This is a genomic window from Streptomyces solicavernae, assembly GCF_029968095.1.
Lineage (GTDB): Bacteria > Actinomycetota > Actinomycetes > Streptomycetales > Streptomycetaceae > Streptomyces > Streptomyces solicavernae.
In genome coordinates, this window is sequence record NZ_JASCIR010000006.1 from 1 (window position 1) to 23,575 (window position 23,575).

Here is a 23,575-nt window from a genome sequence, read left to right on the forward strand (position 1 = left end):
AGGAGGTTCCGGTGGCGGCCAGAGCGTCGAGCGCTTCCGTACGCACCTTGGAGGGGCCCGCGCCGAACCGGCCGTCGGCGGGCTTGATGTCAGCGGGAATCTGGATCTCAGCCACGTCGGGAGCCTAGCGGGTCCCTGGCCGGGCGGTTTGCGCGGTCCATCTCCCGAGACGGGGCGGAGTCCATCCTCCGAGACGGGTGTCCACGGAGGGAAACGGAGGGAAAGGGGCGGCCCGGGCGTCGGCGGTGCAGTACCTTGGTCTGGGCAGTGCAAGATCCTGCACAGTGCCCGCTATGCACGTACGTCATCGGAGAACCCCGTGAACGCTGGCCCGCAGACCGCCGAACAGGCAACCCTCGCCCCCGAGGCGGTGGGGCGGCGCCGGGTGCCCGGCGGCGGTGCCGGTCCGGTCGGGCTGGTGCTCGCGGGGTGCGTGTCCGTGCAGTTCGGTGCGGCGCTCGCCGCGACGCTGATGCCGCGCGCCGGTGCGCTCGGCGTGGTGACGATCCGCCTGGTCGCGGCCGCCGTCATCCTGCTCGTCGTGTGCCGTCCGAAGGTACGCGGCTACACGCGGGCCGACTGGGGCACGGTACTCGTCTTCGGCGCGACGATGGCCGCGATGAACGGGCTGTTCTACCAGGCGGTCGCCCGGATTCCGCTCGGCCCGGCCGTCACCCTCGAAGTGCTCGGCCCGCTCGCGCTCTCGGTCCTCGCCTCCCGGCGCGCGGTCAACGCGCTGTGGGCGGCGCTCGCCCTCGTCGGGGTGTTCCTGCTCGGCGGCGCGGGCGGCCTCGGCGGGCTCGACCCGGTGGGTGCGGCGTTCGCGGTCGGCGCGGGCTCGATGTGGGCCGCGTACATCGTGTTCAGCTCCCGTACGGGACGCCGCTTCCCGCAGGCGGACGGGCTCGCCCTCGCCATGGCCGTCGGCGCGGTGCTGAGCCTGCCGTTCGGCATCGTGGAGTCCGGCTCGAAGCTTCTGAACCCGACGACGCTGGCGCTCGGCGCGGGGGTCGCGGTCCTGTCGTCCGTCCTGCCGTACACCCTCGAACTCCTCGCGCTGCGCCGGATGCCGGCGCCCACCTTCGCGATCCTGATGAGCCTGGAGCCCGCCATCGCGGCGACGGCTGGCTTCCTGATCCTCCATCAGGCCCTGTCCTGGACGGGCGCGCTGGCGATCGCCCTGGTGGTGGCGGCGAGCATGGGGGCGGTACGGACGCAGGTGAGGGGGGCTTTGCGGGAGGGGTGAGGCGGGGCGCGGGCTCCGGTACGGACTGAGCGGCCCGGCGTTCAGCGGGGTGAGGTCAGCGGTTCAGGTCGAGGATCGGCACGCCGCGCCCCTGGTACGCCTTGGGGGTCACGGTGGCGACCCGTGCGTCGGCTCCCCACTCCGTTACGTGCCGCATGGCGTGCACTGCGGCCCCGATGCCCGGCGGTACGCCGTCACGATGGAGCTGAGCGACGGTGAGGGTGGCGGCGTAGTCCAGGTCGACGGTGTGGATTACATCGAGCTCGCCGATGTGCTCAGCGATACCCAGGAACTCGCGGTCGGCCTCCAGGATCGACAGGACCGGGGCCCATAGTCGCGACTCGGGCTCGATGCCCGCTCGGTGGATCAACGCGGAGACCTGCCGATTGCCCGACAGGGCGAGGAGGGTGGGGGTGTCGAGGATCAGATGGTGCTGGATCACGCTGCCTCGTCACCCCGGGGTTGTGCGAAGGCTTCGCGGAGTCGGCGCCCCATCGCGGCACTCTCCTCGTCGGTCACCTCGACCCCGAAGTGCTCGGCCAGGTAGGCGCGGGTCCGCTCGGCTCGCTCGCGGCGCTCCTCCTCGGTCATGGAGGTCTCGGCGAACTCCTGCACCAGCGAGCGGATCGACGTGCCGCGGGACTCGGCGATGACCGCGAGGCGGTCTCGCACCTCGGCTGGGACTCGGATCACGGCGTCAGTCATGAGGGTGGGTATACGTCCGCGTAAACGCCGCCACGGTGTGCCGAAACTTTCCAAGCACGCTTGATTGTTTCCGGTGCCGCTGCCATGCTCGCCGCACACCGCATCCGTGAGGGGAGCGCTCGTGCCCGACCCCGTGTACGTGCTCGACGACCTGCGTGACGAGAGTGCCGGACTCGACGCCCTGGTGGCGGAGTTGGGGGCGGAGGGGTGGGCTTCGCCCACGCCCGCGCCCGGGTGGAGCGTCGCCCACCAGATCGCGCACCTCACCTGGACCGACCGGGCCGCCCTGCTCGCCGCCACCGACGCCGAGGGCTTCGCCCGCGAGGTGGAGAAGGCGGTCGCCGCGCCCGAGACGTTCGTCGACGAGGCGGCCGAGGAGCTGGTCGTGCTCCCGTACCGCGCACTGCTCGCGCGCTGGCGGAACGGGCGCGAGGAGTTGCAGCGCGTACTCCGGGCCCGGCCTGCGGGGGAGCGGCTGCCCTGGTACGGGCCGCCCATGAGCGTGACGTCCATGGGCACCGCCCGCCTGATGGAGACCTGGGCGCACGGGCAGGACGTCGCGGACGCGCTCGGCGTGCGCCGGGAGCCCACCGCGCGCCTGCGGCACATCGCGCACATCGGCGTACGGACCCGGGACTTCGCGTTCGGGGTGCGCGGGCTGCCCGTGCCGCACGGCGAGTTCCGCGTCGAACTCCGCGCGCCCGGCGGGGAGGTGTGGGCGTACGGGCCCGAGGAGGCGCCGCAGCGCGTGACCGGGTCCGCGTACGGCTTCTGTCTGCTCGTCACCCAGCGCGCCCACCGCGACGACCTCGACCTGCGGGCCGAGGGCGCGGACGCGGACCGCTGGCTGGACATCGCCCAGTGCTTCGCCGGGCTGCCGGGCAAGGGCCGTACCCGGGGGAGCGCCCATGCCTGACCGGCCGCTGCGGATCGGCAACGCCTCAGGGTTCTACGGTGACCGCTTCGACGCCCTGCGCGACATGCTCACCGACGGCCCCCTCGACGTCCTGACCGGCGACTACCTCGCCGAGCTGACGATGCTCATCCTCGGCCGCGACCGGCTGCGCGACCCGCAGCTCGGCTACGCCAGGACCTTTCTGCGGCAGGCCGAGGAGTGTCTGGGGCTCGCGCACGACCGGGGCGTACGGATCGTCGTCAACGCCGGCGGGCTCAACCCGGCCGGACTGGCCGACCGGGTACGGGAGTTGAGCGCACGGCTCGGCGTTCCGGCCGCCGTCGCCCACGTCGAGGGCGACGACCTGAGCGGGCGCGGGAACTGGGGCGAGGGCACCCTCACCGCCAACGCCTACCTCGGCGGGCACGGCATCGCCGCCTGCCTGCGGGCCGGGGCGGACGTCGTCGTCACCGGCCGCGTCACCGACGCCGCGCTGGTCACCGGCGCCGCGGCCGCGCACTTCGGGTGGGGGCCCGAGGCGTACGACGAGCTGGCGGGGGCCGTCGTCGCCGGGCACGTCCTGGAGTGCGGGACGCAGGCGACCGGCGGGAACTACGCCTTCTTCGACGCGGACGGCCGCGATCCCGTGCGCCAACTGCTGCGCCCCGGCTTCCCATTGGCGGAGATCCACGCGGACGGGTCCGGCGTCATCACCAAGCACGACGGCACCGGCGGCCACGTCGACCTCGGCACCGTCACCGCCCAGCTCCTCTACGAGACCGGCCCCGCCCGGTACGCGGGCCCCGACGTCACCGCCCGCCTGGACTCCGTACGGCTGACGCAGGACGGCAAGGACCGGGTGCGGGTCGACGGGGTGCGCGGGGAGGCGCCGCCGCCGACGCTGAAGGTCGGGCTGAACCGGCTCGGCGGATTCCGCAACGAGGTCGTGTTCGTGCTCACCGGACTCGCCGTCGACGCCAAGGCCGCCGTCGTACGCGCCCAGGTCGAGGACGCCTTCGACCGCGCCACGTCCCGCCCCGCCGAGGTGCGGTGGGAACTGTCCCGTACCGACCGCGCCGACGCCGGGACCGAGGAGACCGCCAGCGCACTGCTCCGGCTCGTGGTCCGCGACCCGGAGCAGGACGCGGTCGGCCGGGCCGTCAGCGGCGCCGCGGTCGAGCTGGCCCTCGGCAGCTACCCCGGCTTCCACGTCACGGCGCCGCCCGGCAAGGGCGCCCCGTACGGGGTGTTCCGCGCCGCCCACGTCGAGCAGGGGGTCGTACCGCACACCGCCGTACTGCCGGACGGGGCGCGGGTGGAGGTCCCGCCGCCGTCGCACACCCGGGCCCTGGAGGCCGTACCGGAACCCGCCCTGCCCGAGCCGCTGCCGCCCGGCCCGACCCGGCGCGCCCCGCTCGGCCTGGTCGCCGGGGCCCGCAGCGGGGACAAGGGCGGGGACGCCAACCTCGGGGTGTGGGTGCGCGACGAGGAAGCCTGGCGCTGGCTCGTGCACGAGCTGACCGTGGACCGGCTGGCCCAACTCCTCCCGGAGACCGCCCAGTTGACCGTCGTACGTCATGTGCTGCCGAATCTGCGTGCCGTGAACTTCGTCGTCGAGGGGCTGCTCGGCGAGGGCGTGGCCGCGCAGGCGCGGTTCGATCCGCAGGCCAAGGGCCTGGGGGAGTGGCTGCGCTCCCGGCACGTCGAGATTCCGGAGGACTTGCTGTGACCGTCCTGAACAGCGGCATCGACCCCACTGCCGCCGACCACACCGCGCACCGCGCCGCGATGCTCGACAAGCTCGCCGAGCTGGACGCCGAGCATGCCAAGGCGCTCGCGGGCGGCGGGGAGAAGTACGTCGAACGGCACCGGGGGCGCGGCAAGCTGCTCGCCCGGGAGCGGATCGAGCTGCTGCTCGACCCGGATACGCCGTTCCTCGAACTGTCCCCGCTCGCCGCCTGGGGCAGCGCCTCCCCCGAGTACGCCGTGGGCGCCGCCATGGTGTGCGGCATCGGTGTCGTCGAGGGCGTCGAGTGCCTGATCACCGCCAACGACCCGACCGTACGCGGCGGGGCCAGCAACCCCTGGACGCTGAAGAAGGCGTTCCGCTCGCATGAGATCGGGCTCGCCAACCGGCTCCCGTCGATCCACCTGGTCGAGTCCGGCGGCGCCGACCTGCCCTCGCAGAAGGAGATCTTCATCCCGGGCGGCGCCCTCTTCAAACACCTCACGCAGTCCAGCGCCGCCGGCATCCCGACGGTCGCCGTGGTCTTCGGCAACTCCACCGCCGGAGGCGCGTACGTACCCGGCATGTGCGACCACGTGATCATGGTGAAGGAGCGGGCGAAGGTGTTCCTCGGCGGGCCGCCGCTGGTCAAGATGGCCACCGGCGAGGAGAGCGACGACGAGTCCCTCGGCGGGGCCGAGATGCACGCCCGGACCTCCGGCCTCGCCGACTACCTCGCGGCCGACGAGCCGGACGCGCTGCGCCAGGCCCGCCGCGTCGTCGCCCGCCTCAACTGGCGCAAGGCGTACGCCGATCCGGACCCGGCGGCGGTGGCGGAACCGAAGTACGACCCCGAGGAACTGCTCGGCATCGTGCCCGGCGACCTCAAGATCCCCTTCGACCCGCGCGAGGTGATCGCCCGGATTGTCGACGGCTCGGACTTCGACGAGTTCAAGCCGCTGTACGGGTCGTCCCTGGTCACCGGGTGGGCGGCGCTGCACGGCTACCCGGTCGGCATCCTCGCCAACGCGCAGGGCGTGCTGTTCAGCGAGGAGTCGCAGAAGGCCGCCCAGTTCATCCAGCTGGCCAACCAGCGCGACATCCCGCTGCTCTTCCTGCACAACACCACCGGCTACATGGTCGGCAAGGAGTACGAGCAGGGCGGGATCATCAAGCACGGCGCGATGATGATCAACGCGGTGTCCAATTCGCGGGTGCCGCACCTGTCCGTGCTGATGGGCGCCTCGTACGGCGCCGGTCACTACGGCATGTGCGGCCGCGCCTACGACCCGCGCTTCCTGTTCGCCTGGCCCAGCGCCAAGTCCGCCGTCATGGGCCCGCAGCAGCTCGCGGGCGTGCTGTCGATCGTGGCCCGGCAGTCGGCCGCCGCGAAGGGCAAGCCGTACGACGAGGACGCGGACGCCGCACTCCGCGCCATGGTGGAGCAGCAGATCGAGTCCGAGTCGCTGCCGATGTTCCTGTCCGGGCGGCTCTACGACGACGGCGTGATCGACCCGAGGGACACGCGGACGGTCCTCGGCATGTGCCTGTCCGCGATCCACACGGCCCCGTACGAGGGGGCGCGGGGTGGCTTCGGCGTCTTTCGCCTCTAGTGCGGCTGAACCGCCGCCGCTCTCGCGGATCTGGTTGCTCGCCGCGGTGGTTCCTCAATTGATGGTTGCGGTGATCCAGTGGAAAGAGCACTCCCCATGATCGGAACTCTCCTCGTCGCCAACCGGGGCGAGATCGCCTGCCGTGTCTTCCGTACCTGCCGCGAGCTCGGCATCGCCACGGTCGCCGTGCACTCCGACGCCGACGCGGACGCCCTGCACGTACGCGAGGCCGATGCGGCGGTACGGCTGCCGGGCTCGGCGCCCGCCGACACGTATCTGCGCGGCGACCTGATCGTGAAGGCCGCGCAGGCCGCCGGGGCGGACGCGGTGCACCCCGGGTACGGCTTCCTCTCCGAGAACGCCGACTTCGCGCGGGCCGTCACGGACGCGGGCCTGCTGTGGATCGGCCCGCCGCCCGAGGCGATCGAGGCGATGGCGTCGAAGACGCGGGCCAAGGAGCTGATGGGCATCGCGCCGCTCGCCGAGGTCACGGAGGCGGATCTTCCGGTCCTCGTGAAGGCGGCGGCGGGCGGTGGCGGGCGCGGCATGCGGGTCGTACGGGAACTTTCCGTGCTGGACGCCGAGTTGAAGGCGGCGCAGGCCGAGGCCGCGAGCGCGTTCGGGGACGGGGAGGTGTTCGTCGAGCCGTACGTGGAGGGAGGGCGGCACGTCGAGGTACAGCTGCTCGCGGACCGGCACGGCACGGTGTGGCCGCTCGGCACCCGCGACTGCTCGCTCCAGCGCCGTCACCAGAAGGTCGTCGAGGAGGCCCCGGCGCCGGGACTCGACCCTTCGCTCGTGGAGTCGCTGTACGAGCAGGCCGTACGGGCCGCGCGCGCCACGGGTTACGTCGGCGCGGGCACGGTCGAGTTCCTGGTCGGGCACGACGGCACGGCCCAGTTCCTGGAGATGAACACCCGCCTCCAGGTCGAACACCCCGTCACGGAAGCGGTGTTCGGCGTCGACCTGGTCGCGCTCCAGCTGCACGTCGCCGAAGGTCTCGCCCTTGACCCGGAGCCGCCCGCCCCGCGCGGGCACGCGGTCGAGGCGCGCCTGTACGCCGAGGACCCGGCGAACGGCTTCGCCCCGCAGACGGGCACGCTGCACAGGTTCTCCGTACCCGGGGTGCGGGTCGACACCGGCTGCACGGACGGCGACACCATCGGCGTGCACTACGACCCGATGCTCGCCAAGGCCGTCGCGCACGCCCCGACGCGCGCGGAGGCGCTGCGCCGCCTGGCCGGGGCCCTGGAGCGGGCCGAGGTGCACGGACCGGTGACGAACCGCGACTTCCTCGTACGGTCGCTCCGGCACCCGGAGTTCGCCGCCGCCCGCATGGACACCGGCTTCTACGACCGCCACCTGGATGCACTCACCGAGCCCGGGCTCGACCCGTACGCCCCTCTCGCCGCAGCGCTCGCCGACGCGCACGGCCGGTCCCGCTTCGGCGGCTTCCGCAACCTGCACGCGCAGGACCAGGTCAAGCGGTACCGGAGCGAGCCGGACGGGGCCGAGCACGAGGTGCGGTACCGGCACACGCGGACGGGGCTCGACGCGGACGGGGTGCGGGTGCTGCGGGTGCGTCCGGATCTTGTGGCCCTCGAAGTCGCGGGCGTGCGGCGGCAGTTCAGGGTCGCGTCGTACCCGGACGGCCGCGTCCACGTGAACGGCGCCGCGTACACCGCCCTGCCCCGCTTCCCCGACGCCACCGCCGACCAGGCACCCGGCTCCCTGCTCGCGCCCATGCCCGGCACGGTCGTACGCCTCGCGGAGGGTCTGGCCGAGGGCGTGTCCGTCCGGGCCGGGCAGCCCCTGCTCTGGCTGGAGGCGATGAAGATGGAGCACCGCGTCACCGCTCCCGCCTCCGGCACGCTCACCGCGCTCCACGCCGCACCCGGCCGCCAGGTCGAGGTGGGCGCCCTGCTCGCCGTCGTACAGGAGGAGAAAGAGTCATGACCGCCACCCTGGAAACCGAGGAGCACAAGCAACTGCGCGCCGCCGTCGCCGCGCTCGGCAAGCGGTACGGCCGCGACTACATGACCAGAGTCGTCCGCGAGGGCGGCCACCCCGAGGAGCTGTGGGCGGAGGCGGCGAAGCTCGGGTACCTGGGGGTCAGCCTCCCGGAGGAGTACGGGGGAGGGGGCTGCGGCATAGCCGAACTGTCCATCGTCCTTGAGGAGTTGGGGGCGGCGGGCAGCCCGTTGCTCATGATGGTGGTGTCCCCTGCGATCTGCGGGACGGTCATCGCCCGCTTCGGTACGGACGAGCAGAAGCGGGCCTGGCTGCCGGGCCTCGCCGACGGCTCCCGCACGATGGCCTTCGGCATCACGGAACCCGACGCGGGCTCCAACTCGCACCGCATCACGACGACGGCCCGCCGTGACGGCGCCTCCGGTGACTGGGTCCTGACGGGGCGCAAGGTCTTCATCTCCGGCGTGGACATCGCCGACGCGACGCTGATCGTGGGCCGCACGGAGGACGCCCGTACGGGCCGTCTCAAGCCCTGCCTGTTCATCGTCCCCCGGGACGCGCCGGGCTTTCAGCGCCACCGGATCGACATGGAACTCCAGGCCCCGGAGAAGCAGTTCGAGCTGGTCCTGGACGAGGTCCGGCTCCCGGCGGACGCGCTGGTCGGCGACGAGGACGCGGGCCTGCTGCAACTCTTCGCGGGCCTCAACCCGGAGCGCATCATGACGGCCGCGTTCGCGATCGGCATGGGCCGGTACGCGGTCGCGCGGGCGGTGGCGTACGCGAAGGAACGCCAGGTCTGGCGCGACCCCATCGGCGCCCACCAGTCGATCGCCCACCCGCTTGCCAAGTCCCACATCGACCTGGAGCTGGCCCGCCTGATGATGCAGAAGGCGGCCCACCTGTACGACACGGGCGACGACGCGGGGGCCGGCGAGGCGGCCAACATGGCGAAGTTCGCGGCGGCGGACGCGTGCGTCCAGGCGGTCGACCAGGCGGTGCACACGTTGGGCGGCAACGGGCTGACGCGCGAGTACGGGTTGGCCTCGCTGATCACGGCGGCCCGAGTGGCCCGGATCGCTCCGGTGAGCCGCGACATGATCCTCAACTATGTGTCACATCAGTCGCTGGGGCTGCCCAAGTCCTACTGACCCCGCACGCACACCGGACACGAAGGACGCCCAGGCGGCCGACTCGAAGACGAGCACCGGCCCTTGGGCGTTCTTGCTGTCTCGGACGGGGGTGTGGGTGGGGTGGTCGTCGGAGATCTCGATGCAGTTGCCGCCGTCCTGGTTGCTGTACGACGACTTGCGCCACGTGGCCGCGTCGAAGTCGACTCCACGGACCAGCTGCCGCTCGCCGGGAGCCAGCCAGGGGCTACTTCGTGGCGACGACGTAGACGCTGCCCCAGCGGCGCTTGGGGTTGGCCAAGGTGGGGTCGTACGTCCAGGGCTCGACGGTGGTGAAGCCGGCCTCGGTGAAGAGCTGGACGAGCTTCTCGTGGTCGTAGGCCCACAGGTGTGGGGTGTACGTGGGGTCGTCGTCCTGGTCACGGAAGACGAGGTTGACGAGGTCGAGCCGGGTGTTGATGTGGCCGAGGCAGTCGCGCTTGGCATACCAGCGCTCGATCGCCTCGTCGGGTGTGTCCAGGGGGCGGGGGTAGTGGCTCAGAGCGAAGGCGGCGTCGGGGACCCCGGTGGTGATCCGGCCGCCTGGGATGAGTACGCGGTGGGCCTCGCGGACGAGCTGAGGTTACCGGCGCTGGCGAAGCGGCTTGGGCGTACGGGCGAGGCCCCGGACAATCGAATGCCGGGCGAGGTGTGGTCGGGCAGCCGACCGAGAGCTCCGATTCGGCCAACTTCCCTTTGCCTGCTATCCGCTGGGGGTACGCATCTAGAATCTCCCTGCGGTCGTCTGGCACTTTCGCGCCTCTCTTACGCTTCCCAGGGACAGAGCCTTCGGCGGGTGATTTCCTGGCCTCTGGGTGACTCTGATTCTTCCGGGCCGCTTCTCGCGTGACCATGAAGTGCCAGTGCAGTGGGAGTGCACTTTCGGCGCGCGGATTCCTGCACCGGGACGGCGACGAGGGGGCAGTCTTGTGGACGTGATCGAGCGCTGGAGCGGCCGGTACGCCTGCCTGTTGCAGTCCGCCCTACGGCTCGGCAACGAACAGTTCGCCGCCCACCTGGGCATTGCCGTGAGGACTGTGGCCGCCTGGCACTCGGACGCGTCCGTCGTGCCACGCAGGGAGATGCAGCAACTCCTCGACACGGCACACGAGCAGGCCCCGCCGACAGCTCGACAGCGTTTCGCGCTCCTGCTAGCGAAGGAACAGGCCGCAGCGGACTCAACACCACCTGGAGCGCAGGCACTTCGAGTTGCCATCGCGGTGGTCGTCCGCGACGGCGATGTCCTCCTGGTATGCCGCCGGGACGACGACGCCGCCGGAATCACATGGCAGTTCCCGGCAGGGGTCATCAAGCCGGGAGGCAAGGCAGAGACCGCCACCGTGCGGGAGACCCTGGACGAGACGGGCGTTCACTGCGCGATCCGTCAGCACCTCGGCAACCGACTTCACCCCGTGACCGGCGTGCTGTGCGAGTACTTCCTGTGCGAGTACCTGGCCGGCGAGGCCACCAACAGCGACGCGGCCGAGAACATCGACGTCATGTGGGTCCCCAGAAACGCGGTGACCCGCTTCATCCCCGTGGATACGATCTTCCCACCCATCCTGGCCGTCCTGGAGGAGCACACGTGACGCAGCAGAACACGGACGAGCGCCCGGGCATCGCCGCCGCCATCGTTGTGCACGAGGGACGCGTGCTGATGGTGCGCCGCCGGGTCAGCGAGGGGCAGCTCTCCTGGCAGTTCCCGGCCGGAGAGGTCGAGCCCGGCGAGCCCCGCGAGGACGCCGCCGTGCGCGAGACGAAGGAAGAGACCGGCCTGGACGTGGCCGCCGTAAAACTCCTCGGTGAGCGCGTCCACCCGAAGACGGGCCGGTTGATGTCGTACACGGCCTGCGAGGTTATCGCCGGCACTGCCTACGTCGCGGACACCGAAGAGCTGGCCGAACTGGCTTGGGCCACCCGTGGCGAGATCCCGCAGTACGTGCCGTACGGGCTGTTCGAGCCGGTGCAGGACTACCTCGACTCGGTTCTGCCTTCCTGACCAGCGTTCGACGGCCGTACCACCGGAAGCCGTACGCCGTCGATCCCGCCGCGTGGAACCCGTACACGGGCATGAGCGGTCTCGTACGGCCGTACATCGATCTGACGCCGGTCGAGGAAGACCCGCACGAGGCCGAACGCCGGGAGCAGGCGCACCGGCGGATCGGCGCGGGCGCCCGGTCCGGGTGCGGGAGGCTGCGTCCCGTTCAGTCCTCGTGGGGCCAGAAGTCGGGGAGGGTGTAGCGGAAGGTGTTGGTGGCGTGCCATTCGTGGTTGCCGGCGACCCAGGCGGCCAGGCCGGTGAGGTAGCGGCCGAGAACGGCTTCGGGGAACTGGGCGCGCAGTTGGGCGCTCTCGGTCTCGAACCGGCCCATGATCTCGTTGTGGACGTCGAGGGCCTTCAGGTAGGCCTCGCGTTCGGGGAGGTCTTCGCGGCGGCCGATGACGACGGGCAGGTTGAGGTGGGGGCGCGGGGAGCGCTTCTCCTTGGTGTAGGAGTACAGGTCGTTGACCAGGGTGGCGGCGTTCCCGGCGAGCGCGGTCAGGCGCTGGAGGGCGGGGAGGGCCTGGAGCGGCGCGGGGAGTTCGTAGCCTGCGACCAGATCGGTGAGGGTCAGGCAGGGCCGGAAGTTGTTGAACTGGCGCATCACCAGGTACTCCCAGACGTCCGGAGTCGTGTCGTCCAGGCTCCAGGCGGCTTCGGCCAGGTAGCCGAGGTGGAGGCGCCCCAGGTCGTGGCGGAGCCGGTCCAGCTGGGCGGGCGCGGCCCATGGTGCGGCGTGCTCGATGGCCGACTGGTAGGCCCGCAACGGGGCGTCCGCCCGCAGCCCTTCGCGCCAGTGCGCCGCGTATCCGGGGGTGGTGTGCAGGGGGTCAAGCGCGGAGTGGGCGATCAGGAGACGGGCGCCGAGCCCTTCGGGGGAGCCGCCGTGGTCCTCGCAGTAGCAGTCGTCGACGACGTTCTCTGCGACCAGGAGGCGAGCCGCGACGACCAGGCGGTCGACATCCGCGTGGTCGGGGTGCCCGAGGCAGACGGCGCGTCCGAAGCCGAAGCCTTCGAACTGGTCGTCCCACTTCGCCGGGACGAGGTCGAGTTCCTGCGCCCATTCCTTGGTACGGCGGTCCACCTCGGCGACCAGCGCCGGGTCCGGCTGGACGGCCGGCTGGAAACGCAGGCCCGGGATGGGACGTACCGGCTGCTCACCAGAAGGCGTGTGCGCGGACTCTGCTGACGCCTCATCGGCGGGCGGCGCCTCGATGATGCGCAGACCGGCGGTGCCCATGCCGGTCGGCCCGAGCGGGATGCTGGATGCCACGGTGGTCAGTTCCCTTCGGAGCGGGAGCGGTGGGGCGGCAGCCTGAGGTGCCGCGGGCGGGGCTGCCCGGCGCCGGGGTGTGCCGGGCAGCGTGGAGTGTCATGGCTGCGCCGGCGCCCTGAAACGCGCCGGCGGCTGAGGTTCGTCAGATCTTGTCGGCGACGATCATCAGGTAGTGGAAGCTGCCTTCCTTGTAGGCGGTGAGGAAGGGCTCCTCGATGCCGGTGGCGACGGACGACTTCGCCCGCAGCTCCCAGTAGGGGATCGTGTCCGCCGTCAGGTCGACGACGTCGATGGGGACGAGGCCGTTGGCCGCGAGGGCCTTGAAGTACTCGCTGCGGGGGTGGATGTTGCAGGTGTAGTGCTCGTCGATCCGGCTCACCGCCTTGGAGCGCAGGCCCATGACGTCGTTGGAGCAGCCGGTGATGCAGACGTAGCGGCCCCCGCTCTCCAGCATCCGCGAGAATTCGGCGTACAGCTCGAACAGGTCGACGTACATGGTGGTCTCGTTGGTCCAGATGGACCGGCGCGAGCCTGTTTCGAACTCCGTGTGCAGCATGTTCCGGAAGTGGAAGCGCACCTTGTCGGCCACCTGGCGCTTCTGGGCCTGCTGATTGGCGAAGTCGACCTGAGTCTGGGAGATCGACACCCCGTCCACCGAGCAGCCGAAGCGCTTGTTGACCATGAAGCTGGTGCCGCCCCGGCCCGAACCGGCGTCCAGGAGGCGGTCCTCGCTCCCGACGTCGCCGAGGCGGTCGATGAGGACCCGGGCCTGCTGCGTCTCCAGGCGGTGCATCTCCTCGATGATGCGCACCTCCCGGGTGTCCTCGGGTCCTTCGAGTACGGAGGTGTCGTACTCGCCGAGCCCGTAGTGGTGGTGGTAGAGGCCGTCGACCTCACCGAGCCGCAGGTTGACGGGGTCCTTCTCGGCGTTCCAGTAGTCGGCGACCGACTGCTGGAACGCGGTGCGCAGGACCTGGGCCGACGCGGGCGCACTGGTGGTCATAAGAAAGGTTTCCATTCTGGTGACGTGGCGGGGACTCATGTCCTCGGGTGTGGGGGCCGGTCAGGAGCGCGGGCGGTTGACCTCGACGTTCTCCAGGAGACCGAGGGCGTCGGGAACGAGCGACGCGACGGAGTAGTAGCTGCTGACCAGGTAGGACATGACAGCCTTCTCGTTGATGCCCATGAAGCGCACGTTGAGGCCGGGCTCCACCTGGTCGGGCAGCGAGGTGGGGCGCAGGCCGACCACGCCCTGGTTGTCCTCGCCCGTTCGCATCGCGATGATCGACGTGGTGTGCCCGCCGACGACCGGGATCTTCCCGCACGGCAGCAGCGGCACCCCCCGCCAGGCCGGTACCGGCTGGCCGCCGATGTCGGCGGTGCCGAAGGTCAGGCCCCGCTTGTTGCACTCGCGCCCGAAGGCCGCGATGGCCTTGGGGTGAGCGAACAGGAACTGGGTGTTGCGCCGCATGGACAGCAGCTCGTCCAGGTCGTCCGGGGTCGGCGGGCCGGAGTGGGTCTGGATGCGCTGGTTGTAGTCGGCGTTGGCGAGCAGCCCGAAGTCCCTGTCGTTGACCAGCTCGTGCTCCTGGCGCTCGCGCAGGGCCTCGGCGGTGAGCCGCAGTTGCTGCTCCAGCTGGTTCATCGGGTCGTTGTAGAGGTCGGCGACCCTGGAGTGCACCCGCAGCACGGTCTGCGCCACGCTCAACTCGTACTCGCGCGGCTTGGCCTGGTAGTCCACGAAGGTCGCGGGCAGGTCGGGTTCGCCCGCGTGCCCGGCCGACAGGGAGATCTCCGCCTCTCCGTGCTTGTTCCGCCGCTGGCTGCCGTCGGCACGCTGCTGCTCTTCTACGTAGCGGGCCAGCTCCTCGTGCTGGTCGGCCACCGCCCGGTACTCCAGCTGCGACAGCGCGAGGACCGTACAGGCGGTCGCGGCGCGGGCCGTGAAGTCCCACGTGCCGTCCGCCTCCCCCAGTACCTGCCCGCCGAAGGTCTCGCCGTCGGCCAGCAGCGCGAGGCGTGCCTCGTCCCCGTACTTTCCGGCGGCGGCCCGTTCGACCTTGCCGTGCGCGATCAGGTAGACGTGGTCGGCGGGCTGCCCCTCCTGCGCGATCACCTGGCCCGGTTCGAACTCCTGCTGCACGAACCGCGAGGCCAGTGCGGCGAGGACGTCGGGGTCGTCGAAGCCGCGCAGCAACGGCAGTTCGCCCAGCTCCGCCGGGATGACCTGGACGTCGGAGCCGGTCTTGATGAACGTCACCCGGCCGTCGCCGACCGCGTAGGCCAGACGCCGGTTCACCCGGTAGGTACCGCCTGCGACCTCCACCCAGGGGAGCATCCGGGTCAGCCACCGGGAGCTGAGCTCCTGGTTCTGCGGGACCGACTTGGTCGTCGTCGCGAGATTTCGTGCACTGCCCGTGCTGAGACTCTGCTGTTCCTGCGAGGCGTCTGCCGGGGCCGTGTCCGTCTCGACTGTCATGTGCGTCCTCCTTGAACTCGGTGGTCCGCGCGCCCGCGAGTGAGCCGGCGGGGCTGCCCGCCACCAGCGGTCGTTACGTAACGTAGCGGAAGGTAACAGAGAGTGCTTTGCGGCGGCAACGCGCAAACCGGCAGCGGGCGGCGGCAGTCGCTCGAATGAATCGCCCCGCGCGCCAAGGGGGCGGCGTGCGGGGCGGAGTGCGGGACGGCGTGCGGGGCGGAGTGCGGTGACGGCCGGCGGTCAGGATGCGGCGGCGACAGGGCGTGTCGTGCTGGCTCCGGAGGCGTCGCACGGGAGTGGCTGCTTCGGGTAGTCCCGGGCGAAGTCGTCGCTGATGTCCATCTGGGTGGCGCGCATCGCCGAGGCGTCGACTCTGATCAGGCCGTCGAAGGGGCGGTCGATGTCGCGCGTCAGCATCAGGCAGCCCGCGATCAGCGCGGACAGCACGACAAGGCAGGTGAGTTCGGTGCCCAGTTTGCGGTGGGGGAGGCAGAAAGCAAGGCCGGCGATCACGACGGCCAGTGCCAGGAGCATGAACCAGTACATGACTGCGGGAATGGTCGGCGACGCCTCGGAGATCCTCTTCTGGCGCGCCTGGGACCGCTCGTCGTCAGCCGCCACGATCATCTCGAAGGCCGGCCCGTTCTTGTCGGTCTCCTTCAGGTCCTTTCGCAGCCGGGTGCTCCACACGCTCGGCACGTCGGAGGTCCCTCTCCTGGCCATGTGCGGCCATTCGTGAAACTGGACGGCACGCGCGTAGCAGACCGTGTCCGCCTGGAGCCTCTCCCGGGTCGGCCCCTCCACGAAGTCCGCCACCTCGTAGAGGTGATCCACCGCCCCGGCCTCGGTGCGGCTCGCTTCTCCGGCCGCCCCGAAGGACTCGGCGGCAACGACGATGGCGAAGGCGAGAATCAGCGTGGCGAGCGTTTCCACCGGGCTGATGAGGTCCCGCACTGTCACCGATTCGGCGTTCTCGCCGACCAGGCGTGCACGGAGGAAGCGCTTGAGAAGCAGTCCGATGACCAGCGCTGAGACGGCGACGATCGCAGTGACCCACATGATCGACGATCATCGGGGAAGGCGGCCTCCGGAAGGCGGCGGAACACGCGCACGTCGCCCGGCCCCCCTCGCCTGGCCGTCACCCCCGCCCGGCCGTCACCCCCGCCGGGCTATCACCCTCGCCATCCGGTCCGGCTGCGAGTCCGGCCCGCTGCGAGCCCCGCCCGAGCTGAACCAGCACGCTTGATTGTTTCTGGGTCTGCTGCCACGCTCTGAGCCTCGCAGGGCGTTCGAGAGCCCCGCACGTTCCGCGAAGAGTCCTCGCACCGCACCCGAGGCAAGGGAGTGCGCCCATGGCGCCCATGGTCTTCCGCAGCGAGTACGACGACGTACCCCCGCTCGAACTCCCCATCCACGACGCCGTCCTGGGCGAAGCCCCCACGTACGGCGACACCGAAGCCCTGATCGACGGCGTCACCGGCGCCACCCTCACCTACGCCCAACTCGACACCGCCCACCGCCGCATAGCCGCCGCGCTGGCCGCATCAGGCCTCGGCAAGGGCGACGTGCTCGCCCTGCACAGCCCCAACACCCTCGCCTTCCCGGCCGTGTTCCACGCCGCGACCCGCACCGGCGCCGCCGTCACCACCGTGCACCCGCTGTCCACGCCCGAGGAGTTCGCCAAGCAGCTGCGCGACTCCGGGGCGAGCTGGGTCGTCACCGTGTCGCCGCTGCTCGACGTGGCCCGCGCGGCGGCCGAACTCGCGGGCGGGGTACGGGAGATCCTCGTGTGCGACGAAGCGGACGGCCACCGCTCCGTCCTCGAACTCGCCGCGTCCACCGCGCCCGAACCGCACGTCGACCTCGACCCCGCGCGGGACCTCGCCGTCCTCCCGTACTCCTCGGGCACCACCGGCGTCCCCAAGGGCGTCATGCTCACCCACCGCAACATCGCCACCAACCTGGCCCAGCTGCACCCGTCGATGCCCCTCGGACAGGGCGAGCGGATTCTCGCGGTGCTGCCCTTCTTCCACATCTACGGCCTCACAGCGCTCGTGAACGCCCCGCTCCGCCACGGCGCCACCGTCGTCGTCCTGCCCCGCTTCGACCTCGACACCTTCCTCGCCGCGATCGAGCAGCACCGCATCACCGCCCTGTACGTCGCCCCGCCGATCGTGCTCGCGCTGGCCAAGCACCCGAAGGTCGACGCGTACGACCTGTCGTCGGTGAAGCTGGTGCTCAGCGCCGCCGCGCCGCTGGACGCCGAGCTCGCCGCGGCCTGCGCGCGCCGCCTCGGCCTGCCCGCGGTGATCCAGGCGTACGGCATGACGGAACTCTCGCCCGGCACCCACCTCGTACCGCTCGACGAGCAGCACCCGCCGCCCGGCACCGTCGGCAAGCTGATCGCCGGGACCGAGATGCGCATCGTCTCCCTCGACGAGCCGGGCCGCGACCTCGGGCCCGGCGAGCGCGGCGAGATCGTCATCCGGGGACCGCAGGTCATGAAGGGCTACCTCGGCCGGCCCGAGGCCACCGCCGACATGATCGACGCGGACGGCTGGCTGCACACCGGCGACATCGGCCGGGTCGACGCCGAGGGCTGGCTGTTCGTCGTGGACCGCGTGAAGGAACTCATCAAGTACAAGGGCTTCCAGGTCGCCCCGGCCGAGCTGGAGGCCCTGCTGCTCACCCACCCCGGCGTGGCCGACGCGGCGGTCATCGGGGTGTACGACGAGGACGGCAACGAGATCCCCAAGGCGTTCGTCGTACGCCAGGAGCGGGAGCGGGAGCAGGAGCAGGAGATCGGTGTCGAGGAGATCACCGCGTACGTCGCCGAGCGCGTCGCCCCGCACAAGAAGATCCGCCGCGTCGAGTTCGTCGAGAGCGTGCCGCGCGCGATCAGCGGAAAGATTCTGCGCAGGGAACTGCGGGACCGCGAGAGCGCACGCACGAAAGGAACCGAGGACCAGGAATGAAGCAGCTGACCGTTAGCGAGGACCGGGGCGTCACCACCCTCACCCTGGACGCCCCGGAGAACCGCAACGCACTCTCCGCGCAGCTCGTCACCGCCCTGGCGCAGGCGGTCGCCGAGTGCGGCAAGGACCCGGGCGTACGGGCCGTCGTGCTCAGCCACACCGGCTCCACGTTCAGCGCGGGCGCCGACCTCAAGGAGCCGCCGAACCCGTACGGCTTCGTGGCGCTGCTGAGGCAGCTGGTCGAGCTGCCCAAGCCGGTGGTGGCGCGGATCGACGGGCACGTACGGGCGGGCGGGCTCGGGCTCGTCGGGGCCTGCGACCTCGCGCTGGCCTCGTACGGCTCCGACTTCGCGTTCACCGAGGTGCGGCTCGGGGTCGCGCCCGCCGTGATCTCGCTGCCGCTGCTTCCGCGCCTCGAACCGCGCGCCGCCTCCCGGTACTACCTCACCGGGGAGCGGTTCGACGCGGTGCGGGCGGCGGAGATCGGGCTTGTCACGGAGGCGGCGGCGGAGGTCGACGGGGCTCTGGAGACCGTGCTCAACGCTTTCCGGAAGGCCTCTCCGCAGGGGCTCGCGGAGTCGAAGGCGCTGGCCACGGCTAGAGTCCTGGAGGCCTTCGACCGCGATGCGGAGGACCTCGTACAGCGCTCCGCCTCGCTGTTCGCGTCCAAGGAGGCCAGGGAAGGCATGACGGCATTCTTCGAACGACGGGATCCTGCATGGGTGTTGTAGACGCGACGGCGCGATCGGACCGCTATCCCAAGCAGGACCGCAGTCGAGCCACCCGGCAGAAACTCCTGGAGGCCGCCGTGGCCTGCCTCGCCGAGCACGGCTGGTCCGGGTCCACGGTGACCGTCGTCGCCGAGCGCGCCGGGGTCTCGCGCGGTGCGGCCCAGCATCACTTCCCGACCCGCGAGGACCTGTTCACGGCGGCCGTCGAGTACGTCGCCGAGCAGCGGTCGAGCGCGCTGCGTTCGGTGTCCGCGCAGGACCGCCGGGCCGTCGTCGCGGCCCTCGTCGACCTCTACACCGGGCCGCTGTTCCGGGCCGCCCTGCACCTGTGGGTCGCCGCCTCCCACGAGGAGCAGCTGCACGCGCGCGTGACGGAGCTGGAGGCGCGGGTCGGCCGCGAGACGCACCGGATGGCGGTGGAGCTGCTCGGGGCGGACGAGTCCGTGCCGGGGGTGCGGGAGACCGTGCAGGGGTTCCTGGACATGGCCCGGGGGCTCGGCCTCGCCAATGTCCTCACGGACGACCGGGTGCGCCGGGAGCGGGTGGTGGAGCAGTGGGGGCGGTTGCTGGACGAGGCGCTGGACGGCTGAATTCCCGTGCCCCGCAGAGCCCTTACGGCTTACCGCTTACCGCTTACCGCTCACGGCTCACGGCTCACGGCTCACGGCTCACGGCTTACGGCTTACGGCGCCAAGCGCTCCAGCCGCCAGCCGTCGGACCCCGGCTCCCGTACGTAACGCAACCGGTCGTGCAGCCGGTTCTCCCGCCCCTGCCAGAACTCCACGCTCTGCGGCACCACCCGGTACCCGCCCCAGTGCGGCGGCACCGGCACCTGCTCGCCCTCCGGGTAGCGGCGCTCCAGGTCCGCGTACGACGAGTCGAGTTCGGTGCGGGAGCCGATCACCGTCGACTGGGGGCTCGCCCACGCGCCGAGCTGCGAGCCGTGCGGGCGGGTGCGGAAGTACGCCGCCGTCTCGTCCCGGCCGGTGCGCAGCGCCGTACCCGAGACGATCACCTGGCGGGCCATCGGGTGCCAGGGGAAGAGAAGTGAGACGTACGGGTGGGCCGTGATGTCGGCGGCCTTGCGGGACTCGTAGTTGGTGAAGAAGACGAAGCCGCGGTCGTCGTACGCCTTCAGCAGGACCGTGCGCGTGCTGGGCCGGCCCTCGGCGTCGGCGGTGGCGACGACCATCGCGTTCGGCTCGTACAGGGCGCCCTGATCCTCGGCCCGCGCGGCGTCGTGGAACCAGCGGGCGAACTGGGTCATCGGGTCGGCGGCGAGGGCGTCGGGGGTGATGCCCTCGGCGCGGTAGTGGCGGCGCATCGCCGCCGGCTCGGGCGGCACCACGGGGTCGGAAGCGTTCACGCGGGCCATCCTGCCGTACGCGCACGGCAGTTCACGCACCCCTCTCGTGCACCCCTCCCGCCCACCGTTCCCGCCCACCGTTCCCGCACCCGGATGGCACTGAGTGCCGCGTAATTCACCCCAAGTGGCACTGAGGGCTCCCCAAACGACGCACCAGGGGTTATCGTCCGAGGACCGCCCGAGTCGGCCGGATGACCACCGGCCGAGCGGGGCATCACCGGGGGGACCGACCCGGAACGCGCGCACGTCCACACCTGAGGAGCCGCCCGATGTCCGACTTCGTACCCGGACTTGAAGGAGTCGTCGCGTTCGAGACGGAGATCGCCGAACCGGACAAGGAAGGCGGCGCGCTTCGCTATCGCGGCGTCGACATCGAGGATCTGGTCGGCCACGTCTCGTTCGGCAACGTGTGGGGGCTCCTGGTCGACGGCGCCTTCAACCCCGGCCTGCCGCCCGCCGAGCCGTTCCCCATTCCCGTGCACTCCGGCGACATCCGCGTCGACGTGCAGTCCGCGCTCGCCATGCTCGCCCCGGTGTGGGGCCTGAAGCCGCTGCTCGACATCGACTCCGCGCAGGCCCGCGACGACCTCGCGCGCGCCGCCGTGATGGCGCTGTCGTACGTCGCCCAGTCGGCGCGCGGGCAGGGCCTGCCGATGGTGCCGCAGCGCGAGATCGACAAGGCGTCCAGCGTCGTCGAGCGGTTCATGATCCGCTGGCGGGGCGAGCCGGACCCCAAGCACGTCAAGGCCGTCGACGCCTACTGGACCTCCGCCGCCGAGCACGGCATGAACGCCTCGACGTTCACTGCCCGCGTCATCGCCTCGACGGGCGCGGACGTGGCCGCGGCTCTCTCGGGTGCGGTCGGCGCCATGTCGGGGCCGCTGCACGGCGGCGCCCCGTCCCGCGTCCTCGGCATGATCGAGGAGATCGAGCGCACCGGCGACGCGACGGCCTACGTCAAGCGTGCCCTCGACAAGGGCGAGCGGCTGATGGGCTTCGGCCACCGCGTCTACCGCGCCGAGGACCCGCGCGCCCGCGTGCTGCGGCGTACGGCGAAGGAGCTGGGGGCGCCGCGGTTCGAGGTCGCCGAGGCGCTGGAGAAGGCCGCCCTTGAGGAGCTGCACGCCCGCCGCCCCGACCGGGTGCTCGCCACGAACGTGGAGTTCTGGGCGGCGATCATGCTGGACTTCGCCGAGGTCCCGGCGCACATGTTCACGTCGATGTTCACCTGCGCCCGCACGGCCGGCTGGTCGGCGCACATCCTGGAACAGAAGCGGACCGGACGGCTCGTACGCCCCTCGGCGACGTACATCGGACCGGGCTCGCGCACGCCGCAGTCGATCGAGGGGTTCGGGGAGATCTCGGGCTGAGTTCCCGTCGTGCGTACGGGGCGTGTGTGCGGGCGTGCGTACGGCGCGTTTGTACGGCGCGTGCGTACGGCGCGTTTGTACGGCGCGTGCGTCCGGCGCGTGTGTACGGGCCCGGAAACGCAGACGATCCGCGGGCCATGGTTCCCGCCGCGGTGAGCGGCGGGAAGCCGGCCGGACATCACCGGCGGCCCGCGGATCGGGTGACTGCGTTGGATTGGCCGGCTGCGTGCTCACTCGCACGCTGGTCCGGCACCGCACTGAGTGCGACAGCAGGCCGCTAGCCCGCAGTCACCTCTCCTGTCCGGTTTGCATACATCTGCCGAACCACCTCCTTTCCGAAGTGACTCCAGCCTAGGAACCCGGCCCGGCCGCCACAACCGAATTTCGCGGACGATTCCGGGCACGATTTTTTCCCGGAAGTTGATGTGGGATGCGTCACGTTCGAGTTGAATGATCGGTGTGCACTGCATGCGCGGTGCATGCCGTAAGGCTCACTCGTCCTGCAGGGGGTGGCCAGGTGAGTGCATCCCGGCACAGTGGAATGACGGACGCGGCCGGCGAGGGCCGCGAGGCACCCGCGTCCGACGATCTCCTCGCGGCCCTGCTCGACGGCATGGACGCCGCACTCTGCGCCCTCGACGCCGACGGAGTCGTCACGCACTGGAACCGCGAGGCCGAGCGCATCCTCGGCTGGACGGCCGACGAAGCCGTCGGCCGGCACGGCTTCGCCGGCTGGGCCGTGCGCAGCGCCGACGCGGCCGAGGTCGAGGAGCGGCTGCTCGCCGCGATGTCCGCGCACGGCCGCCAGGTCCACGAGTTCGCCCTCGTCACCAAGGACGGCGGGCGCGTGCTCGTACGCACCCAGTCCGCCGCCGTCCGCGGACCCGACGGCAAGCCCGCCGGGGTGTACTGCGCATTCAGCGAGGTGCACACGCAGATCGACCTGGAGCGCTCGATCGCCCTCAGCGAGGCCCTCTTCGAGGACGCCTCCTGGGGCGTCGTCCTGATCGACGCCGACCTGCGCCCCGCCGTCGTCAACGCGCACGCGGCCCGCCTCCTCGGCACCAACCGCACCGCCCCCCTCGGCCGCCCTCTCGGCGAACTCCTCGCCCAGGGCGTGGAGGAACTGGAGAGCGCCCTCACCCACGTACTCGCCGAAGGCGCGCCGCCCGCGCCCGCCGAGCTGTGGGTGTCGGTGCGCCGGGCCGACGGGGACGACGGGAGCGACAGGGGAGACAAGCGCGGCGAGGGCGGCAAGGGCGGCAGAGCCGACGGCGCCGGGGGCGGTGGGGGTGAGCGGCGGTGCTGGCGGAGCGGCTTCCTGCGGCTCGCCTCACCGCTCGCGGAGGAACCCGTTCCGCTCGGCGTCGGCTGGCTCTTCCAGGACGTCACCGAGGCCAAGCTCGCCGAGCAGGAGGCGGCCCAGCTGCGCTTCCGCGGCAACCAGCTCCAGCGCGCCGCCCGGGCCGCGGGCGAGTGCGAGGACCCGATGGAGGCGGTCGGCGTCCACCTGGACTTCGCCCTCGCCGGATTCGCCGATCACGCCCTGGTCGACGTACTCGACCCGGCGTCCCCGACCGGTGCGCCGCGCCTCGTCCGCGCCGCCGCCACGCCCGCCGAGACGCCGGGCCCGGTGGTGCCGGGCGACCGGGCGGGGCTTCCGGTGCGGTACGCGGAGGGGCATCCGGCGCTGCAGTGCGTGACGCGGGCGGGGCCGGTGCGGGCGAGCGCGGGCGCGGCTTCCCCGGTGGGGGAGTGGGCGCGGGCGCGGCAGTGGCCTCAGGACTCGGTGCACGCCCTGTGCGCGGTGCTGCGCAGCCGGGGCGTGACGCTCGGCGTGGTCACGTTCCTGCGCTCGGCCAGCCGCACCCCGTTCGAGCGCACCGACGCCGGGTACGCGGAGAGCGTCGCCGCGCGCGTGGCCTCGGCGATCGACCTGGCGCGACTTGTCGAGGAGAGGTCCTGAGTCGTACGGAATGTACCGAGGAGTCGTACGGAACGTCCTGAGGAGCGTC

Annotated in this window: 21 protein-coding genes and 2 pseudogenes; 13 read left to right on the forward strand and 10 right to left on the reverse strand. The window is 71.6% G+C overall.

Translation table 11 applies throughout. The annotated features are described in order from the left end of the window. A pseudogene (locus tag QIS99_RS09460) lies at positions 1-115 on the reverse strand (phosphoserine transaminase); the annotation flags it as partial. 204 nt (positions 116-319) lie between these two features. On the opposite strand from QIS99_RS09460, the gene QIS99_RS09465 reads away from it, so the two are divergent. Further along, on the forward strand, positions 320-1,246 hold the full coding sequence (locus tag QIS99_RS09465) for an EamA family transporter (protein WP_408909515.1): 927 nt from the start codon (positions 320-322) through the stop codon (positions 1,244-1,246). A gap of 55 nt (positions 1,247-1,301) precedes the next feature. Here QIS99_RS09465 and QIS99_RS09470 read toward each other — a convergent pair whose 3' ends face one another. After that, positions 1,302-1,688: a PIN domain-containing protein gene (locus tag QIS99_RS09470; RefSeq protein WP_282512352.1), complete on the reverse strand. Its 387-nt coding sequence runs from the start codon at positions 1,686-1,688 to the stop codon at positions 1,302-1,304. Further along, entirely contained in the window at positions 1,685-1,951 is a 267-nt protein-coding gene (locus QIS99_RS09475; RefSeq protein WP_282512354.1) for an Arc family DNA-binding protein, read from the reverse strand. Before QIS99_RS09475 ends, QIS99_RS09470 begins: the two co-directional genes overlap by 4 nt. A gap of 121 nt (positions 1,952-2,072) precedes the next feature. Here QIS99_RS09475 and QIS99_RS09480 point away from each other — a divergent pair, with 121 nt between their 5' ends. From QIS99_RS09480 to QIS99_RS09500, 5 genes are all read left to right on the forward strand, one after another. After that, a complete protein-coding gene (locus QIS99_RS09480; protein ID WP_282512356.1) occupies positions 2,073-2,867 on the forward strand; it encodes a TIGR03084 family metal-binding protein in 795 nt (264 codons plus the stop codon). After that, positions 2,860-4,575: an acyclic terpene utilization AtuA family protein gene (locus QIS99_RS09485; protein WP_282512358.1), complete on the forward strand. Its 1,716-nt coding sequence runs from the start codon at positions 2,860-2,862 to the stop codon at positions 4,573-4,575. The genes QIS99_RS09480 and QIS99_RS09485 overlap by 8 nt, the downstream gene beginning before the upstream one ends. Next, a complete protein-coding gene (locus tag QIS99_RS09490; RefSeq protein ID WP_282512360.1) occupies positions 4,572-6,185 on the forward strand; it encodes an acyl-CoA carboxylase subunit beta in 1,614 nt (537 codons plus the stop codon). The genes QIS99_RS09485 and QIS99_RS09490 overlap by 4 nt, the downstream gene beginning before the upstream one ends. Before the next feature lie 96 nt (positions 6,186-6,281). Continuing rightward, entirely contained in the window at positions 6,282-8,141 is a 1,860-nt protein-coding gene (locus QIS99_RS09495; RefSeq protein ID WP_282512362.1) for an acetyl/propionyl/methylcrotonyl-CoA carboxylase subunit alpha, read from the forward strand. After that, a complete protein-coding gene (locus QIS99_RS09500) occupies positions 8,138-9,304 on the forward strand; it encodes an acyl-CoA dehydrogenase family protein (RefSeq protein WP_282512364.1) in 1,167 nt (388 codons plus the stop codon). Before QIS99_RS09495 ends, QIS99_RS09500 begins: the two co-directional genes overlap by 4 nt. Here the strand turns inward: QIS99_RS09500 and QIS99_RS09505 are convergent. Both QIS99_RS09505 and QIS99_RS09510 read right to left on the reverse strand, forming a co-directional pair. Next, positions 9,269-9,523: a DUF397 domain-containing protein gene (locus QIS99_RS09505; RefSeq protein ID WP_349017291.1), complete on the reverse strand. Its 255-nt coding sequence runs from the start codon at positions 9,521-9,523 to the stop codon at positions 9,269-9,271. The two genes, QIS99_RS09500 and QIS99_RS09505, sit on opposite strands and share 36 nt — an antisense overlap. 7 nt (positions 9,524-9,530) lie before the next feature. Further along, positions 9,531-9,896: pseudogene (locus tag QIS99_RS09510) on the reverse strand (class I SAM-dependent methyltransferase); the annotation flags it as partial. Positions 9,897-10,251: 355 nt separating this feature from the next. On the opposite strand from QIS99_RS09510, the gene QIS99_RS09515 reads away from it, so the two are divergent. Both QIS99_RS09515 and QIS99_RS09520 read left to right on the forward strand, forming a co-directional pair. Then, entirely contained in the window at positions 10,252-10,911 is a 660-nt protein-coding gene (locus QIS99_RS09515; protein WP_282512366.1) for an NUDIX hydrolase, read from the forward strand. Continuing rightward, positions 10,908-11,321 (forward strand): NUDIX hydrolase, encoded by a 414-nt coding sequence (locus QIS99_RS09520; protein ID WP_282512368.1) that lies wholly within the window; start codon positions 10,908-10,910, stop codon positions 11,319-11,321. The genes QIS99_RS09515 and QIS99_RS09520 overlap by 4 nt, the downstream gene beginning before the upstream one ends. 205 nt (positions 11,322-11,526) lie before the next feature. Here the strand turns inward: QIS99_RS09520 and QIS99_RS09525 are convergent, their stop codons facing one another. From QIS99_RS09525 to QIS99_RS09540, 4 genes are all read right to left on the reverse strand, one after another. Further along, a complete protein-coding gene (locus tag QIS99_RS09525; RefSeq protein WP_282512370.1) occupies positions 11,527-12,636 on the reverse strand; it encodes a family 2 encapsulin nanocompartment cargo protein terpene cyclase in 1,110 nt (369 codons plus the stop codon). A 145-nt stretch (positions 12,637-12,781) separates the two neighbouring features. Beyond that, entirely contained in the window at positions 12,782-13,642 is an 861-nt protein-coding gene (locus tag QIS99_RS09530; RefSeq protein WP_282512372.1) for a geranyl diphosphate 2-C-methyltransferase, read from the reverse strand. Positions 13,643-13,702: 60 nt separating this feature from the next. Beyond that, positions 13,703-15,118, reverse strand: a complete 1,416-nt coding sequence (locus QIS99_RS09535; protein WP_282512374.1) for a family 2B encapsulin nanocompartment shell protein — start codon at positions 15,116-15,118, stop codon at positions 13,703-13,705. Positions 15,119-15,358: 240 nt separating this feature from the next. After that, the gene (locus QIS99_RS09540) at positions 15,359-16,177 is read right to left on the reverse strand and encodes a bestrophin-like domain (protein ID WP_282512376.1); all 819 of its coding nucleotides are present in this window, start codon (positions 16,175-16,177) and stop codon (positions 15,359-15,361) included. A gap of 302 nt (positions 16,178-16,479) precedes the next feature. On the opposite strand from QIS99_RS09540, the gene QIS99_RS09545 reads away from it, so the two are divergent. The 3 genes from QIS99_RS09545 to QIS99_RS09555 are packed head-to-tail and all read left to right on the forward strand — an operon-like array spanning position 16,480 to position 19,414. Then, on the forward strand, positions 16,480-18,093 hold the full coding sequence (locus QIS99_RS09545; protein WP_282512753.1) for a 4-coumarate--CoA ligase family protein: 1,614 nt from the start codon (positions 16,480-16,482) through the stop codon (positions 18,091-18,093). After that, positions 18,090-18,824, forward strand: a complete 735-nt coding sequence (locus QIS99_RS09550; protein WP_282512378.1) for an enoyl-CoA hydratase family protein — start codon at positions 18,090-18,092, stop codon at positions 18,822-18,824. Before QIS99_RS09545 ends, QIS99_RS09550 begins: the two co-directional genes overlap by 4 nt. Further along, positions 18,812-19,414: a TetR/AcrR family transcriptional regulator gene (locus tag QIS99_RS09555; protein ID WP_282512380.1), complete on the forward strand. Its 603-nt coding sequence runs from the start codon at positions 18,812-18,814 to the stop codon at positions 19,412-19,414. Before QIS99_RS09550 ends, QIS99_RS09555 begins: the two co-directional genes overlap by 13 nt. A gap of 92 nt (positions 19,415-19,506) precedes the next feature. Here QIS99_RS09555 and pdxH read toward each other — a convergent pair whose 3' ends face one another. Continuing rightward, positions 19,507-20,199 (reverse strand): pyridoxamine 5'-phosphate oxidase, encoded by a 693-nt coding sequence (gene pdxH / locus QIS99_RS09560; protein ID WP_408909523.1) that lies wholly within the window; start codon positions 20,197-20,199, stop codon positions 19,507-19,509. Between the two features lie 260 nt (positions 20,200-20,459). Here pdxH and QIS99_RS09565 point away from each other — a divergent pair, with 260 nt between their 5' ends. Together QIS99_RS09565 and QIS99_RS09570 are read left to right on the forward strand one after the other, a co-directional pair. Then, positions 20,460-21,560 carry a citrate synthase 2 gene (locus QIS99_RS09565; RefSeq protein WP_282512382.1) on the forward strand — a complete coding sequence of 367 codons (1,101 nt, stop codon included), beginning with the start codon at positions 20,460-20,462 and terminating at the stop codon, positions 21,558-21,560. Positions 21,561-22,077: 517 nt separating this feature from the next. Continuing rightward, the gene (locus QIS99_RS09570; protein ID WP_408909516.1) at positions 22,078-23,526 is read left to right on the forward strand and encodes a PAS domain-containing protein; all 1,449 of its coding nucleotides are present in this window, start codon (positions 22,078-22,080) and stop codon (positions 23,524-23,526) included. Positions 23,527-23,575: the final 49 nt, after the last annotated feature.

Coding starts and splice junctions, on each gene's coding strand:
- QIS99_RS09475 (WP_282512354.1), bottom strand. CDS start 1,951: ATGACTGACGCCGTGATCCGAGTCCCAGCCGAGGTGCGAGACCGCCTC.
- QIS99_RS09485 (WP_282512358.1), top strand. CDS start 2,860: ATGCCTGACCGGCCGCTGCGGATCGGCAACGCCTCAGGGTTCTACGGT.
- QIS99_RS09495 (WP_282512362.1), top strand. CDS start 6,282: ATGATCGGAACTCTCCTCGTCGCCAACCGGGGCGAGATCGCCTGCCGT.
- QIS99_RS09500 (WP_282512364.1), top strand. CDS start 8,138: ATGACCGCCACCCTGGAAACCGAGGAGCACAAGCAACTGCGCGCCGCC.
- QIS99_RS09530 (WP_282512372.1), bottom strand. CDS start 13,642: ATGACCACCAGTGCGCCCGCGTCGGCCCAGGTCCTGCGCACCGCGTTC.
- QIS99_RS09535 (WP_282512374.1), bottom strand. CDS start 15,118: ATGACAGTCGAGACGGACACGGCCCCGGCAGACGCCTCGCAGGAACAG.
- QIS99_RS09540 (WP_282512376.1), bottom strand. CDS start 16,177: ATGTGGGTCACTGCGATCGTCGCCGTCTCAGCGCTGGTCATCGGACTG.
- QIS99_RS09545 (WP_282512753.1), top strand. CDS start 16,480: ATGGTCTTCCGCAGCGAGTACGACGACGTACCCCCGCTCGAACTCCCC.
- QIS99_RS09550 (WP_282512378.1), top strand. CDS start 18,090: ATGAAGCAGCTGACCGTTAGCGAGGACCGGGGCGTCACCACCCTCACC.
- QIS99_RS09555 (WP_282512380.1), top strand. CDS start 18,812: ATGGGTGTTGTAGACGCGACGGCGCGATCGGACCGCTATCCCAAGCAG.
- pdxH (WP_408909523.1), bottom strand. CDS start 20,199: ATGGCCCGCGTGAACGCTTCCGACCCCGTGGTGCCGCCCGAGCCGGCG.
- QIS99_RS09565 (WP_282512382.1), top strand. CDS start 20,460: ATGTCCGACTTCGTACCCGGACTTGAAGGAGTCGTCGCGTTCGAGACG.